General features: G+C 70.2%; 12 protein-coding genes. 7 read left to right on the forward strand and 5 right to left on the reverse strand.

The window, feature by feature from the left end:
* Nucleotides 1-16 precede the first annotated feature (16 nt).
* Nucleotides 17-2,050, reverse strand: a complete 2,034-nt coding sequence (locus AB0A65_RS22450) for an ABC transporter substrate-binding protein (RefSeq protein ID WP_359954033.1) — start codon at nt 2,048-2,050, stop codon at nt 17-19.
* Nucleotides 2,051-2,341: 291 nt separating this feature from the next.
* A complete protein-coding gene (locus AB0A65_RS22455; protein WP_359954035.1) occupies nt 2,342-2,854 on the reverse strand; it encodes a hypothetical protein in 513 nt (170 codons plus the stop codon).
* 129 nt (nt 2,855-2,983) lie between these two features.
* Here AB0A65_RS22455 and AB0A65_RS22460 point away from each other — a divergent pair, with 129 nt between their 5' ends.
* Nucleotides 2,984-3,415 (forward strand): PH domain-containing protein, encoded by a 432-nt coding sequence (locus tag AB0A65_RS22460; protein WP_359954037.1) that lies wholly within the window; start codon nt 2,984-2,986, stop codon nt 3,413-3,415.
* A gap of 6 nt (nt 3,416-3,421) precedes the next feature.
* Here AB0A65_RS22460 and AB0A65_RS22465 read toward each other — a convergent pair whose 3' ends face one another.
* A complete protein-coding gene (locus AB0A65_RS22465) occupies nt 3,422-6,175 on the reverse strand; it encodes a BTAD domain-containing putative transcriptional regulator (RefSeq protein WP_359954039.1) in 2,754 nt (917 codons plus the stop codon).
* A gap of 251 nt (nt 6,176-6,426) precedes the next feature.
* On the opposite strand from AB0A65_RS22465, the gene AB0A65_RS22470 reads away from it, so the two are divergent.
* Nucleotides 6,427-6,969, forward strand: a complete 543-nt coding sequence (locus tag AB0A65_RS22470; RefSeq protein ID WP_359954041.1) for a hypothetical protein — start codon at nt 6,427-6,429, stop codon at nt 6,967-6,969.
* A 53-nt stretch (nt 6,970-7,022) separates the two neighbouring features.
* Here the strand turns inward: AB0A65_RS22470 and AB0A65_RS22475 are convergent, their stop codons facing one another.
* Nucleotides 7,023-7,934 carry a 2-hydroxyacid dehydrogenase gene (locus AB0A65_RS22475; RefSeq protein WP_359954043.1) on the reverse strand — a complete coding sequence of 304 codons (912 nt, stop codon included), beginning with the start codon at nt 7,932-7,934 and terminating at the stop codon, nt 7,023-7,025.
* A gap of 133 nt (nt 7,935-8,067) precedes the next feature.
* Here AB0A65_RS22475 and AB0A65_RS22480 point away from each other — a divergent pair, with 133 nt between their 5' ends.
* The 5 genes from AB0A65_RS22480 (at nt 8,068) to AB0A65_RS22500 (ending at nt 14,037) form a co-directional block, all read left to right on the forward strand.
* Entirely contained in the window at nt 8,068-9,213 is a 1,146-nt protein-coding gene (locus tag AB0A65_RS22480) for a PQQ-dependent sugar dehydrogenase (protein ID WP_359954045.1), read from the forward strand.
* Entirely contained in the window at nt 9,214-10,788 is a 1,575-nt protein-coding gene (locus AB0A65_RS22485; protein ID WP_359954047.1) for a metallophosphoesterase, read from the forward strand.
* Between the two features lie 109 nt (nt 10,789-10,897).
* The gene (locus tag AB0A65_RS22490; protein ID WP_359954049.1) at nt 10,898-11,728 is read left to right on the forward strand and encodes a polyphosphate polymerase domain-containing protein; all 831 of its coding nucleotides are present in this window, start codon (nt 10,898-10,900) and stop codon (nt 11,726-11,728) included.
* Between the two features lie 18 nt (nt 11,729-11,746).
* Nucleotides 11,747-12,430: a DUF4956 domain-containing protein gene (locus tag AB0A65_RS22495; RefSeq protein ID WP_359954051.1), complete on the forward strand. Its 684-nt coding sequence runs from the start codon at nt 11,747-11,749 to the stop codon at nt 12,428-12,430.
* 2 nt (nt 12,431-12,432) lie between these two features.
* A complete protein-coding gene (locus tag AB0A65_RS22500) occupies nt 12,433-14,037 on the forward strand; it encodes a CotH kinase family protein (protein WP_359954053.1) in 1,605 nt (534 codons plus the stop codon).
* 50 nt (nt 14,038-14,087) lie between these two features.
* On the opposite strand, the gene mgtE is transcribed toward AB0A65_RS22500, so the two are convergent.
* A complete protein-coding gene (mgtE, locus tag AB0A65_RS22505) occupies nt 14,088-15,434 on the reverse strand; it encodes a magnesium transporter (RefSeq protein ID WP_359954055.1) in 1,347 nt (448 codons plus the stop codon).
* Nucleotides 15,435-15,626 lie beyond the last annotated feature (192 nt).

Consider the following 15,626-nt stretch of genomic DNA (forward strand, 5'->3'; position numbering starts at 1 on the left):
TTGTCCCTCTGCCTGACTAGTTCTGGTCGATGAACCACTGCTCGGGCGCCGCGGGGCCGGGCGTACCGTAGCTCGGGTTCTCGGGCATGGTGCCGCCGACGTTCTTGAGCCGGTTGGCGACCACGGCCCACGCGCCCTGGCCGCGGACGGTGCCGATGGCGAGGAACTCCTCCTTGGCGATGGCGAGGATCTGCTTGAAGACCTCGTCGCGGGCGGCCTCGTCGGGCTCGGCCTTGAACTGGTCGTAGAGGTCCCACTGCTCGGTGATGAACGCGGGCGGGTCCGCGACGAGCGGGTCCTGGGTGGTGCCGTTGGTGTACAGCTCGGACCACTGGCGGGCGAAGAACGCGCCGCCGCCGGGGCCCGCGGCCATGTACCAGTAGGTGGAGGTGGTCTCGTCGATGTTGCCGCCGTCGCCGGTCCACACGGTCAGGTCGAAGTCGGATTCGTTGACGACGACCTGCCAGTTCTCGCGGGGCTGGCTGCCGATGTGGAGCTGCACGCCCACTTCGGCCCAGGTGTCCACGATCATGTCGAGGGCGTTGATCCAGATGGTGCCCAGGAGCGCGTCATCGGCGACCGCGGCCGTGAACTCCAGGCGGGTGCCGTCGGCGGCGGCGCGCACGCCGTCGGAGCCGAGGGCGTACCCGGCCGCGTCGAGCAGCTGGTTCGCGGTGTCGGGGTCGTATTCGAGGTACTGGGTGTCGAACGCCTCGTCGTAGAAGCGGGACTCGGGCCGGGGGGCGGCCTGGGCGGGCTCGCCGACGCGGTTCCAGAGGACGTCGATGAGCTCCTGGCGGTTGATCGCGTGGGACATGGCGATGCGGAACTGCTTGTCCTGGAAGATCGCGCGCAGGGCCGCGTTCTCGTGGTTCATGTTGAACGCGAGGTTCATGTCGCTGGAGTAGGTCGATTCGAGGTCGAGCACGGTGTAGCCGCCGCTCTCCTCGTTGTCGACCGCGTCGGCGCGGTGGGCGTTGTCGTTGAAGTGGCGCGAGTGGAAGTCGTAGTCGCCGTTGATCGCGTGGGCGAACATGGTCTCGACGTCGGCGATGATGTTGTACCGGACCTCGTCGAGGTACGGGAGCTGGCTGCCGTCCTCGTCCACTTTCCAGTAGTAGGGGTTGCGCTCGAAGAGGGCGTAGTCGGCGTCGGAGATCGGCTTCTTGCAGATCCAGGGCAGGAGCGTGGGGAGGTCGGGGTTCTCCCACATGAAGTTCCAGAGGTTGCCCTTGGAGGTGAAGCGGGCGACCCAGCCGTCGAAGCCCTCGTCGATCGCCTCCTGGTCGGCGTTCGCGTTGAAGTCCGCGTGGAACTGCTCCAGGTAGTGGCGGGGGTACATGGTGAAGCGCTGGCCAGAGGTGCCGGTCGCCATGTCGTCGCGGAAGAGGGGCTTGGGCGAGTTGAACCGGACGATGAAGGTGTAGTCGTCGACGATCTCCAGTTCGGCGGGGCTGCCGTCGATGGAGGAGAGCTCGGTCGGGAAGCCCTGCGTGAGTTCGGGGTTGGAGGCGACGTTGACGAAGGCGAACTCGACGTCGGCGGTGGTGAGCGGCTCGCCGTCGGACCACTTGACGCCTTCGCGGAGGACGATCGTGAACTCGGTGGCGTCGGCGTTCGGTTCGAGGCTCACGGCGATGTTCGGGCGGATCTCGGCCCAGTCGCGGGAGCGTTCGAGGAGGTGGCCGTCGTTGATGGTGCGCCAGAGCCAGGGGCCGTCGGCGGCGCCGGTGACGGCGGTGGTCCAGGTGCCGCCGTAGAGGCCGGAGGACTCGGCGGGCTTGACGACGAGGGGCTCCTTGGGGAGGCGCTCCTCTACGGGCGGGAGGTCGCCGGCCTCGACGCGCTCGGCGAGCATGGGGGCCTCGGGGCCTTTGTCGCCGCCGCCTTCGCCGGAGTCGTTCTCGGTGGAGAAGAAGCTGCATCCGGCGGCGGAGGCGGTGAGCGCGGCGGCGCCGGAGACGACGAGGCCGCGGCGGGTGAGCGTGGGGTCGGGCCACTGGAGGGCGGGCCGCTCGGAGGGGTTGCTGCGGGGCTGCTGAGTGCTCATCGGTGAGCGCTCCTTCCGTGGTCGCGCAGTGCACATGAAGGGGTCCGGCGGAGCCCTGCACGACTCCGCGGCGTACCGAAACTGTTGGGGTATTTCCGGAACAGATCCGAAAACTTTCGGTAATAGCGGTGAGCGTACGGCACCGCCAAAACAGCGTCAAGGCTGGTAAGTCGCCGCAAAGGTCACGATAGAATCACGATTGGCAATCGCATTCCGCCTCGTTGACGCTGAACAGTTTCGGAAGTTTCAGGAGATGGCGCGCGTTTGCCGCCAGTGACGCGGGTCGATGCCCTATTCGTCCCCGCGGCGCGGCGGCAGGCCCCGCCGGAACCCCTCCCAGAGGGACCGCATGACGAAGATCTTCTCGTCCAGCTCGGCGTCTGCCGAGAGCGCGCGGCCCGAGTAGGGCGCGCGGAGGCGCCAGGGCTTCTGCGCCGGGTCGTTCACGTAGACGACCGGGACGGTGCGGCCCGCGCGGCGCTCGGCACGGATGTCCGCGACCTCGGTCCACGCCGCGTACCGTTCGGGCTTGCCTTGGGCCCCTTGGGTGTCGAGCGGGTGGATGCCGCGCTCGTCGAGGACCACGCCGTGGCGGCGAGCCCCCGCGTAGGCGACCGCGAGGGCCACCGCGGCGGCGACGAGCACGAGGCCGCCGAGGGTGAGGTGGTACCAGTGGCCGACGGCGAGCATGTACCCGACGGCGGGCACGAGCGCCACCAGCGCGGAGACGCCGCCGAGGAACAGGGCGCGGCCGATGACCTGTCGCGTCGTCGGACGGAATGTGATCTTGACGGCCACACTCACCCCCACCAGGCTCGTTCCGCTGCCGTTGCCCTGATCGTGCCATGCGGGGCGCTCACGTCAAGCGACAATCGGACAGAAACCGGACCGGCACTGTGCGGACCCCGCGCCCGGGTGTGTCAATCTGGACCCATGACGCCCGCAGACTCCCCGCTCCCGACCCGCCGCCTGCGCATCCGCCGCTCCGCGGCCATCACCGGCGCGGCCTTCGTGGCCTGGCTGACCGTGGCCCCGCTGTCCCTGTCGCTCATCCTGGAGCAGCCGCTCTGGAGCCCGGTCTCGATCGTCCTCGGCGCCGTCCTGCTCTTCGCGCCGCTCGGGATCTCCATGTGGGCGTGGCGCTCCGGCGTCGACGTCACCACCGACGGCATCGCCGTCCGCGGCGTGTTCACCACCCGCGAGATCCCCTGGAAGCAGATCGACGGCTTCGCCACGGGCAACGAGGGCGTCCAGGCGATACTCGCCGACCAGTCCCAGATCAAGCTCGACCCCCTCAAGCCCGAGAACCTCCCCCAGGTCCTGGAGATCGGCGGCCAGGAACTGCGCGACGCCGACGAGGACTGAACCGCCTCAGGCGAACTCCCGCAGGCGGCCCCGCGCCTCGGCCGCGCCGTGCGGGTCGAAGTACTCCAGGACGCCGATGCGCCGCAGCCACACGTCGCGTGCGGCGCTCAGGTCCCCGGTGGAGCGGTGGACCTCGGTGAGCCGCTCCAGGCTGTCGGCCTGGTTCGGGTGGTCGTAGGCGCGCTCGAACCGGTCGATCGCCCGGTGGAACATCGCGACCGCCTCCCCGTGCCGGCCCCGCACGTGCTGCACGGAGGCGAGGCTGTCGAGGGCGATCCCCTGGCCGGACCAGTCGTCGAGCGCCTCGCACCGCTCCAGTGAGCGTCGGCAGTGCTCGAACGCCTCGTCGGTCCGCCCGAGCTGCAACTGGTACCAGCCGATCGCGTTGAGCATGGCCGCTTCGCCGTTCGGGTGGCCGATCTCCCGGAAGATCCGCAGGCCGCGGCGGCTGTGGTCGAGGGCGTCCGCGAACCGCCCCTGCCGGCCCCGGAGGATCCCGAAGCTGCGGTGAATGCGCGGCCGCAGCGCCCGAACCCCCGTCTCGTCGCAGAGGTCCAGGGCCCTCGCGAGGTGGCGGTCCGCTTCACCGAGTCGGCCGATGTACAGGAAGTGCCAGTGGAGTAGCCGGTGCACCTGCACCCGGCCCGTCGTGTCGCCGTTCCGGGTCGCGACGGCGAGAGCGAGTTCCAGGGTCTCGACGCCGCCGGGGCGGCCGCCGACGCGCGGCGAGAAGTAGGTGGTCGGCCAGACGAGCGGCCAGACGTGGGCGTCGAATCCGGTGCGGGCGGCCAGGTTCGCGGCGGCGAGCAGGTTGGACAGCTCGGCCTTGACCCAGCGCACGCCCTCAACGTGGTCGTCGAAGCGCTCTGGGACGGCGTCGGGGTGCTCCGGCGGCATCGGAAGCGGGTCGCGGCTGGGGGAGGCCAGGTCCGCGGCCAGGTTGAAGGTGCAGAGGTAGTGGTCGAGGAGCCGCCGGACCGCCTCGCGGCGTGCGGCGTCGTCCTCGTGCTCGGCGGCGAGCTCCCCCGCGTAGTCGCGCAGCAGGTCGTGGAAGGTGAACCGGCCGGGGGCCCCTTCGGCGAGGAGGTGCGCCGCGGCCAGTTCGCGCAGGAGCCGCCGCGCCTCCCGGTGGCTCACCGCGGCGAGCCCCGCGGCCGCGGGCGCGGAGAAGTCGGCGCCCGGGTGCAGGCCCAGCAGCCGGAACATCCGGGCGGCCGCGGGGCTGAGGGCCCGGTAGGACCAGGAGAGGACGCTGCGCACGTCGGTCGCGGGCTCCTCCCCCTCGAACCCGTCGAGACCGCCGTCGAGCTGCGCGGCGACGGCGGCGAGGCTGAAGTCCGCCCGGGTCGCCGCCCGGGCCGCGACGACGGCCAGCGCCAGCGGCAAGCCCCCGGAGGACTCCACGATCCGGTCCACCGCCTCGGGCTCGTCCGCGATGCGCTGCTTGCCGAGCCGGGCCTCCAGCAGGCCGGTCGCCTCCCCCGGGGTGAGCAGGTCGAGCGGGACCGGCCGGGCGCCCTGGGCGGCGACGAGTCCGGAGAGCCGGTTGCGGCTGGTGACCACCGTGAAGGTGCGGGGGCCGCCGGGCAGGAGGGGCCGGACCTGCTCGGCGTCCCGCGCGTTGTCGAGGACCACCAGGACCGCGCGGTCCGCGATCAGGCTGCGGTACAAGGAGAGCAGGGTGCCGGGGTCGGTGTGGGTGCGCTGCGGCGGGACGCCGAGGGCGGCGAGGAGGAGCCGGAGCCCTTCGGCGGGGGCCATCGGCTCGCTGTGGGGGTCGAAGCCCCGCAGGTTGAGGTAGAGCTGCCCGTCGGGGAACCGCTCGGCGACCTCCAGGGCCCAGCGGACGGCGAGGGTGGTCTTGCCGACCCCGCCGGTGCCGGTGACCGTGGCGAGGCCGGGCGCGGGCTCGCCGAGCAGCGCGTGGAGGGCCTGGAGCGGCGCGAGCCGGCCGCTGAAGACGGGGTTGTCGGGCGGGAGCATCACGGGGACGACGGGCCGGGTCTCGGGGGCGGCCGGTGCAGGGGCCGGGCCGGGCCGGAGCTCGCCGCGGAGGATCGCCGTGTGCAGGTCGCGCACTTCGGCGCCTGGTTCGACGCCGAGTTCCTCGGCCAGTCTCTCGCCGAGTTCGGCGAAGGCGCGCAGTGCTTCCGGCGTGCGGCCGCACCGGTACAGGACGACCATGAGCTGGGCCGTGAAGCGCTCGTGGCGCGGGTGGTCGGCGACGAGCCGCCGCAGCTCGGCCACGAGCATGTCGCGGCGCCCGAGGCGCAGGTCCACGTCGATGCGGGCTTCGAGGAGCCGGAGCCGGTACTCGTCCAGGCGGTGCCCCACGGTGTCGAGCCGCCGCCCCGACATGCCCGCGAGCGAGGGGCCCCGCCACTCCCGCAGCGCCTCGGTGAGGGCCTGCGAGGCCGGTTCGAGCCGCCCGGCCGCGAGGTGGTCGCGGGCGAGGGCCTCCAAGCGCTTGCAGCGCAGCAGATCCAGTTCCTCGGCCCGGACGGCGAGCCGGTAGCCGAGCCCGACCCGCTCCAGGCGAGCCCCGGCGGGCCCGAGCTGGCGCCGCAGCCCGGCGGCGATGTTCTGGGCCTGGCGGGTGCCCGTGACGGGCGGATCGCCCTCCCACAACGCTTCGACCAGCTTGTCCACCGGGACCGTCTGGTTCGCCGCGTCGAGGAGGAGCGCGAGGATCTTCGGATGGTGTCGGCCCCGGATCGAAACGGGCCCTTCGGGGCCGCGCACTTCCAGGGGTCCGAGCAAGCGGAAATCCATGGGGGTGAGACTCCGTCCAGTAGCTTGACCGGAACTCTGAGTTTCCCACACAATCCGTGCCGGATCGGTGCACCGCCGCGGGCCCCGTCCGGCCGGAGCGCGGTCGTACCGGGACTGACCAGCGGCGACGTCGGCGGATTCGAGAGCTCTGATCGGGCATGCGGGACCCGTGCCCCATCCGTGCCCGACCCGTGCGCGCGGGCGCGAGCATCGAATCCACACCGATAGAAGGAGAACCCATGCAAGACGACACGAAGGCCGGCCGCTGGAAGCTGCGGGCGTTCTCGCTGGTCGCCGCGTTCGCGATGCTCGTCGGCGCCCTCATCGGCTCGACCGCCCAGGCGGCCGAGCCCGACTTCACCGCGGAGGCCATCGCCTCCGGCCTCACGGCCGACCAGGCCGCGGAGCTCCAGAAGCGGGTCGACGACGTGCTCGCGTCCATTCCGGGAGGGACGCAGGTCTCCCCCACTGAGATCGCTTACGACGGCCTCGATGTCACCGTCGACCCGTTCGCCTCGGAGTCGGACTACTCGGCGGCGGCCATCAGCTGCCCGGCGAACTACTTCTGCATCAACAGCCCGACCACGAACTACCGGTTCTACGAGTGCAAGACGTGGACACTCACGAACTGGATCGGCACGTGGCCGTACAACAACAACCAGACCACCGGGACGGTCGCACGGGCCTACGCCTCGAACGGGTCGACCGTCGTCTGGTCCAACACCGCGAAGAGCAGCGGAAACGCGTACGTCACGCCGTGGTGGTACTTCCGCCCCTGCTGACGGCGCCGAGCTGATTCAGGGCGGTGCCGGTCTCCGGCACCGCCCCTCAGTCGTCAGTAGCCGTCGGCGACGACGTTGTCGAGGGGTTCGCCTGCTGCGAAGCGGCGGATCTGGGGGCCGACGGGGGCGTAGGCGCGGTCGAGGGTGCCGTCTACGGAGGCGCCCGCGTGCGGGGTGATGAGGGCGCCGTCGAGGTCCCAGAGGGGGTGGTCCGCGGGGAGGGGTTCCGGGTCGACGACGTCTACCGCGCAGCGGAGGCGGCCGGAGGCGACTTCGGCGACGAGGGCGTCGGTGTCGACGATGGGGCCGCGGGCGGCGTTGACGAGGAGCGCGCCGTCCTTCATGCGGGACAGGAACTTCGCGTCCACGAGGCCGCGGGTGGCGTCGGTCAGCGGGAGGATGAGGACGACGATGTCGAACTCCGGGAGCAGGGTCTCGATCGCGGCGATCGGGTGGACGCCGGGGCGTTCCCGGCGGGCGACCTTCTCGACCTCGACGCCGAGCGCGGAGAGCACCTCGGCGACCTTCTCGCCGATGTCCCCGGCGCCGACGACCAAGGCGCGCTTGCCGACCGCGGTGGTGGTCCACTCGACCCGCCACTCGTGGCGGGCCTGCTGGCGGGCGAAGAGGTCGAAGCCGCGCATGGACGCGATGACCGCGCCGACGGTCCACTCGGCGGTGACGCCGGTGTGGACGCCGCGCGCGTCGCACAGGGCCACCCCGGGCGGGACGACCGGGACCCAGACCTCGGCGCCGGCGCTGAGGAGCTGGATCGCCTTCAGGGACGTCATGTCCCGCAAGGGGGTCGTGACCTTCGACTGGGCGAGGAACGGCGGGACCCAGAAGTCGACCGAGGCGGGGTCGGACGGGTAGTCGGACCTGCCGTCGTAGACCTCGACCTCGACGTCTTCGGGGAGTTCGCCCAGGAGGGCGCGGCCTTCTTCGTGAGCGATCCAGACTTTCACAGTTCCCGAGCCTAGCCGCAGCAATCGCTTTCGACCGCCGGGGCCATGCTTAGAACCGGGCCGCATTGGGGACCCCGGGGCGGTGATTCGCGGGGAACGAGACGTGTCGTGGACTGCCTATAAGGTTGTCGCCATGCGCAGGTTGCTTACGGCCGCGGCGGCTGCCGCCGCCGCATTCTCGCTCGCCTCGTGCTCCTTCGGCGAGCCGCCCGAGCCCGAGTCCGGCGAGCCCCCGAACCTGCCGACCCCCTCGGGCGCGCCCGAGAGCCCGGCGACGTTCATGGACGTCGTCGCCGAGGGCCTCGAAGTGCCCTGGGGCCTCGACTTCCTCCCCGACGGCACCGCGATCGTCGGCGAGCGCACCGGGCGGCTCCTCCAGATCCCCGTCGCCGAGGACGGCACCGCGGGCGAGCCCGTCGAGCTGCGCACGATCGACGTGGACGACACCGGCGAGGGCGGCCTCCTCGGCGTCGCCGTCTCCCCCGCCTACGACGACGACCACGCCGTGTACCTCTACTACACGAGCGATGACGACAACCGGATCGTCCGCATCGACCCGACCACCGACGCCGCGCCCGAACCGGTCCTCACCGGCATCCCCGCCTCCGACCACCACAACGGCGGCGCGCTCGAATTCGGCCCCGACGGGTTCCTGTACGCGACCACCGGCGACGCCGGGAACGGCGACACCGCGCAGGACCCGGAGTCCTTGAGCGGCAAGATCCTCCGCATCACCACCGAGGGCGAACCGGCCGAGGGGAACCCCGACCCCGCGTCCCCCGTCTACTCGCTGGGCCACCGCAACATCGAGGGCCTCGCCTGGAACGCCGCGGGCGACCTGTACGCCACCGAGTTCGGCCAGGACATCGCCGACGAGGTCAACCTGATCGAACCCGGGTCGAACTACGGCTGGCCCTATTACGAGGGCCCCGGCGACGACCAGTACACGGACCCGGTCCTGACCTGGGAGCCCTTCGAGGCGTCCTGCGCCGGGGCCGTGTTCCTGGAGGACTCGCTCGTCACCGCGTGCCTGCGCGGCCAGCGCCTCTGGATCACGCAGTTCGACTCGTCCGGCGCGCCCGCGGCCGAACCGCAAGCGGCCGTCGTCAGCGAGTTCGGTCGACTACGATCGGTCGCCATGGGCCCCGACGGGATGCTGTGGGTGACGACCTCGAACCGCGACGGCCGCTGCGTCGAGGAGCGCGGCTGCACCGCGAACGAGGCCGACGACCGCATCATCCGCTTCTCCACCAGCTACGCCGCACAAGGAAGGGTCTAAATGAACGACCGGTCCCCCGCCCTGCGCCGCCTCCGAGACACCGCACGCCCCGTCGCACGGCGCGCGAGATCCCTGTGGCGCAAGGCGGCCGCGGGCTGGTCGCGCTTCAGGCGCTCCCCGGCGACGCGCCGCGCCGCGGTCGCCGTCGCGATCCTGGCCCTCGGGGTGGGGGCCGCCGCCGCGGGCCTCGCGCTCGTCGGCGGCACGAAGGCCGACATCGGGCCGTTCGACACGACCGTGTCGATCCACCCGGACGTCAGCGGCGAGACGAAGGTGAAAATCCCGCCGCTGGGCGACATCATCTTCGACAGTCACGACGGGCCGATCGGCCTGGACCTGTCGCTCGACTCGATCGACCCGGTCGAGGCGCAGTACATCATGAACTCCCCCGACGGGTTCACGACCGCGTCGCAGAGCCTCGCCACCGATGTCACGGACGCGGTGATCCGCGTGGCCGTGGAGGCGCTCGCGATCGTGACGCTGTGCGGGCTGCTGGTCGGCGCGCTCGCGTTCCGGAACATGCGCCGGGCGCTGCTCACCGGGGTCACGTCGCTCGCGGTCACCACCGCGCTCGTGGGCTTCGCGGCGGGCACGCTTCGGACCGAGTCGATCTCGCAGCCGCGCTACGAGGGGCTGCTCACGTACGCACCCAGCGTGGTCGGCAGCGCCGAGAACATCGCGGAGAACTACGAGGAGTACGTCGGGGACCTCCAGCAGATCGTCACGAACATCTCCGGCTTCTACACGCTGGCGATGGACATGCCGCAGGTCGGCATCGAGGACGACTCGATCCGGGTCCTGCACGTCTCCGACCTGCACTTGAACCCGAACGCGTGGCACCTGATGGAGACCGTGGTCGGGCAGTTCGACATCGACGCGGTGGCGGACACGGGCGACATGAATGACTGGGGCTCCGAGCAGGAGGCCGAGATCTTCTCGCGCGGCGTGGAGCAGATCGACGCGCCGTACGTGTTCGTCAAGGGCAACCACGACTCGGCGACCACCGTGGCGGCGCTCGCGGCCTACGACAACGTGGTGATCCTCGACGGCGAGGTGCAGGAGATCGCGGGGCTGCGCTTCGGCGGGGTGCCCGACCCGCAGTTCACGCCCGACAAGGGGAACCTGCCGGGCAAGGAGTACGTGCAGCAGATGCTCGCCGAGTCCGGGGAGCGGCTGGCGGGCGCGATCACCGACGCGGGCGGCGCCGACGTGGCGATGGTCCACGAGCCCCCGATGGCCGAGCCGCTGGCCGGGGTGGTGCCGCTGGTGCTGGCCGGGCACATGCACGAGCGGTCGGTGTCGGACCTCGGGGACGGCACGATGCTCATGGTCGAGGGGTCCACGGGCGCGGGCGGGCTGCGCCACTTCACGTCCTCGTCGTCGGGGAAGATGGAGATGGACATCCTGTACTTCGACCCGAACACGAAGGCGCTCACCGCGTACGACTCGATCTCGGTCGGCGCCGGGGACAACACGGACGTGACGCTGGACCGGACCGTGATCCCGCTGGACGACCAGGTGAACGAGGACGAGATCCAGAGCGGCACGGAGTCGACTGCGCCGCAACAGGACTGAGAACCGCGTTCATTCTCCGTCGACCTTGAGCTGATCTTGAGTTAACCCAGAGTTCAAAATCAGTTCGCGAGGTTTGACTCATTGCGTTCCCGAATGACAAGGAGCGCCAATGACCGGACCCGACGCCGGACACCTGCGCCGCACCGCCAGCGCGCTGCACTCGTTCAACCGCTTCGAGATCAAGTACCTCCTGTCGTACGACGAGGTCCCGCGGCTCCGCGAGGAGCTGGCCGCCCGCATGGAGGCCGACCCGTTCAACGTGCGCGGCGGGTACCCGGTCGCGAGCCTGTACTACGACTCCGCCTCGCTGCGGTACTACTGGGAGAAGATCGAGGGCCTGCGGTTCCGCCGCAAGGTCCGCGTGCGCGCGTACGGCGAGCGGCATGAGCTGAACGACGACACGCCCGTGTACATCGAGATCAAGCAGCGGGTCAACCGGGTCACGCAGAAGCGGCGCGTGAAGGTGCCGTACCTGCTGGCGCGGCGGCTGTGCGACGAGGCGGTCCTCATCGACCACCTGCCGGAGCAGCGGCCGTTCCTCGAAGAGGTCATGGGCCTGGTCGAAGGCCACGGGCTGCGGGCCACCGCGATCACCGCGTACAGCCGCGAGGCGTACCTCGGGTCGGACGCGGACCTGGGCCTGCGCGTGACGATCGACCACCGGGTGCGGGGCCGCGACCGCGACTTCCACCTCGGCGCCGAGGTCGAGAACCGGCTCATCATCCCCCCGAACAAGGCGATCGTCGAGGTCAAGGCCAACGAGCGGGTCCCCTACTGGGTCACCGACACGGCCGCGCGCCTCGGCATGTCCGTCGTGCGGATCTCCAAGTACTGCCAGAGCATCGAGGCGCACGGCATGGCGCCGCGCTCGGTGTTCCACGTCCCCACCGAGGACGACTACTCGGTCCACTCCAAGAACGAAGCCTCGGCTTCCGTCTAGCCGACCCAGAAAGCGACCATGGACTTCCTGACAAGTTTCAACGACCTCTCGGCCGAGTTCAGCGTGGCGGACATCGCCATCTCGCTGACCCTGTCGTTCATCCTGAGCTGCACGATCGGGCTCGTCTACCGGTGGACGCACCGGAACGTCTCGTACAGCCAGTCGTACGTGCAGACCCTCATCGTCATGGGCATGATCATCTCGGTGATCATGCTGATCGTCGGCTCGAACGTGGCGCGGGCGTTCGCGCTCGTCGGCGCGCTCTCGATCATCCGGTTCCGCAACGCGCTCAAGGAGACCCGCGACGTCGGGTACATCTTCCTGGTGATGGGCGTGGGCATGGCCTGCGGGACCAGGTTCTACCTGCTGGCGGTCATCGCGACGGTCGTGGTGTGCCTGGTGCTGGTGCTCATGTACCGGTTCAACTGGTTCGCGCATAACGTGCAGCGCCAGGTCGTGAAGGTCCATGTGCCCACCGACGAGGACTACGGCGACCGCATCGACGACGTGCTCATCCGCAACACCGACGAGTACGAGCAGGTCAGCATCGAGACGATCCGCGGCGGGGCGCTCCTGGAGTACACGTACACGGTGCGGCTCAAGAAGGGCAAGCAGCCGTCGGGTCTCCTCGGCGAGCTGCGCGAGGTGACCTCGGGCCAGCAGGTGACCGTCCTGACCGGTTACGACCAGACGGACCTGTAGCCGTGGCGGGCAGGAAGCTGCGCCACCGGATCCCGGTGAGCCTCAGGCACTACTGGAAGCTCATCGTGGGTTCGGTCGGGCTGATCGCGGTGCTCACACTGGCGGTCGGGACGGTGCGCGCGACGGCCCTGGTGTACTCGGACGCCAACGAGGGCTTCGTGGTCACGAACGACATCCAGGGGACGGTCGACCTGTTCGACACCTCGGTGGCGCACGAGATCAGCCTGTCGTACAGCGACTCGGACTACGACGAGATGGTCGAGGAGTTCGAGGACTCCGGCGAGAAGGGCTGGATCAAGGCCGACATCACCATCGACGGCGTCACCATCTCCGACGTGGGCATCCGCTTGAAGGGCAACTCGACGCTGTCGGCGCTCGGCGGCGGCATGTCGACGGGCGGCGGCGACGGCGAGGACGGCGGGGGCTTCCCCGGGGGCGGCCAGTTGCCCGAGGGGATGGAGCTCCCGGAGGGCATGGAGATGCCCGAAGGCATGGAAGGCATGGAGTTCCCCGGCGGCGGCGAGGGCGGCGCCGGGGGCATGGGGGGCATGGGCGGTTCGACGCTCAGCTTCGACGACCCCGAGGGCCTGCCGTGGCTCGTGGACTTCTCGAAGTACGTTGACGGGCAGGTCTACCAGGGCAACAAGCAGATCAGCCTGCGCGTGGACTCCGCGATGGGCGGCGGGACCGAGGGCACCTCGCTCAACGAGGCCGTGACCCTGGAGCTGCTCGAAGCGAGCGGCCAGTCCTCCTACGACTGGACGTACTCGACGGTGTCGGTCAACGGCGGGGAGGCGGTCACCCGCCGGGTCGTGGACATCATGGACGTGACCTGGGCCGAGGACGAGTACGGCGAGAACGCCGGGGTGCTGTACAAGGCCCTGTCGACCGGCTCGTTCACGTACCAGGGCGCCGACCCCGACGAGTACGAGGACGACTTCAAGCAGCTGAGCATGGAGGGCTCGTACGACGCGCAGCCGCTCATCGACTTCCTGGAGTGGATGAGCGAGGCCGACGACGCGACGTTCGACGCCGAGCTGGGCGACTGGATCGACGTGGAGTCGTTCGCGAACTACACGGCCTTCCAGAACCTCGTGTCCAACGGCGACGACATGTCGGGGCCGGGCCAGAACTACTACCTCTGGTACGACTTCGACACCGGCCTCATCTCGATCCTCACGTGGGACGTGGACCTGACGCTCCAGAGCGCGGACCTCGACCCCGCCGACACCGCCTCGATCGGCGGCGGAGGCGGCATGGGCGGCGGCGGTTTCGGCGAGATGCCCGAGGGCATGGAGCTTCCGGAAGGCATGGAGATGCCCGACGGCGCCGAGATGCCTCAAGGTGATGAGGGTGGCGGCTTCAGCATGGGCGGCAACGAGTTGAAGGAGCGGTTCCTCGCGTCGGAGGCGTTCCAGGACGAGTACGACACCGCCTACCAGGAGCTGTACGACTCGCTGTTCGCCTCCGGGGCCGCACTCGACGCAGTCGAGACGGCGCAGGAATCGGCGGAGCTGAACGGCGGCGATGCGGCGGCTTCAGCGGAGTCACTGGCGTCGATCGTCCAGCAGCGCACGGACTACCTCGCGGAGGCATTGGCCGAGTAGAACTGAGAAGCCCCGGTGCGGCACGGCACCGGGGGCTTTTCGCTCGCGGCTCAGCCGGTGAGGGCCGGGCCGAGGACCAGCGCGGCCACCGAGAAGTAGATGAGCAGGCCGGTCGCGTCGCACAGGGTCGAGACCATCGGGGCCGACACGAGGGCCGGGTCGATGCCCACTTTCTTCGCCAGGAGCGGCAGCAGCGAGCCGACGAACGTGGACCACGTGCAGATGACCAGCAGGGTGATCGCGATGATGAGCCCGATGTCCCAGCCGTAGACGAACCCGACGACGGGCCCGCCGACGAGCGCGAGCAGCGTGCCGAGGACGAAGCCCACGCGCGACTCGCGCCAGGTGATCCGGAAGGCGTCGGAGAAACGGACCTCGCCGACGGCCATGGCGCGGATGATCGTCACCGACGCCTGCGACCCGGAGTTCCCGCCGGTGCCGGTGAGCAGCGAGATGAAGACCGCGAGGACGGTGACGTTCGCAAGGTACGTCTCGTAGTAGTTGAGCACGGTGACGGTGAGCGAGGCCGAGACGGCGAGGACGAGCAGCCACACGGCGCGCTTGCGCGCCAGCATGAACACGCCGGCCGACAGGTACGGCCGGTCCAGCGGCTCGGCGCCGGCGCTGCGGGCGACGTCCTCGGTGTCCTCGGCTTCGAGGACCTCCATGGCGTCGTCCCAGGTGATGAGGCCGACGAGGCGGTCCTCGTGGTCGACGACGGGGAGCGCGTTGAGGTTGGCCTCCTGGATGAGGCGCGCGGCCTCCTCCTGGTCGGTGTCGGTGGAGACCTGGTAGTGCTCGCTGGCGATGAGGTCGGCGACCTCGGTGTCGGGGTCGGCGCTGACGAGGTCGGCGAGGGTGACGGTGCCGAGGAGCTTGCGGTGCCCGTCGGTCACCGGCAGCACGTCGAGGTGCCGGGGCCGCTCGCGCAGGTGCCGGATGCGCTCGATCGCGGCGGCGGCGGTCATGGACGCGCGCAGCGACACGTAGTCGGGCGTCATGATGCGCCCGGCGGACTCGGGCTCGTACCCGAGGAGCTGGGCGGTCTGGCGCCGGTCGGCGGCGCTGAGCTGCGACTGGAAGCGGGTCGCGACCTTGGCGGGCATCTCGTCGAAGAGCTTGGCCCGGTCGTCGGCCTCCATGGATTCGAGCAGCTCGCGCACGAAGTCGGTCTTGAGCCCGTCGATGAGCTCCTGCTGGTGGACCGGGTCGAGCTCCTCGAAGACGACGAGCGCGCGGTCCTTGGGCAGCAGGCGGAACCTGAGCGCCTGGTCGGCCAGGTCCATGCGGGGGAGCTCTTCGACGAGTTCGACGGTCGAGAAGTCGGCGAGTTCGAGCCGGAGTGCGGCGAGTTCGTCGACTGCCGCGGGCGAAATGGGCTGGATGGTCGTCGCCATGCGTCAGCCACCTCCTAACACGAGGAAAGGGCCGTGCCCCTCGACGTGTCAGCAGAAAACGCTGGTCAGGCCGCCCGCTCTACGATAAGAGGGCGCGAGGCACGGTGAAAGCCAAATGAGAAGAACGCGGTCGTATCTCGACTGGATCCGGGGTCGTCGCCCATGGCCCTCACCTCCTCGGGTAGCAGTGCA

Origin of the sequence: Glycomyces sp. NPDC047010 (genome assembly GCF_040644205.1) — a bacterium.
Taxonomy (GTDB): Bacteria; Actinomycetota; Actinomycetes; order Mycobacteriales; family Micromonosporaceae; genus Glycomyces.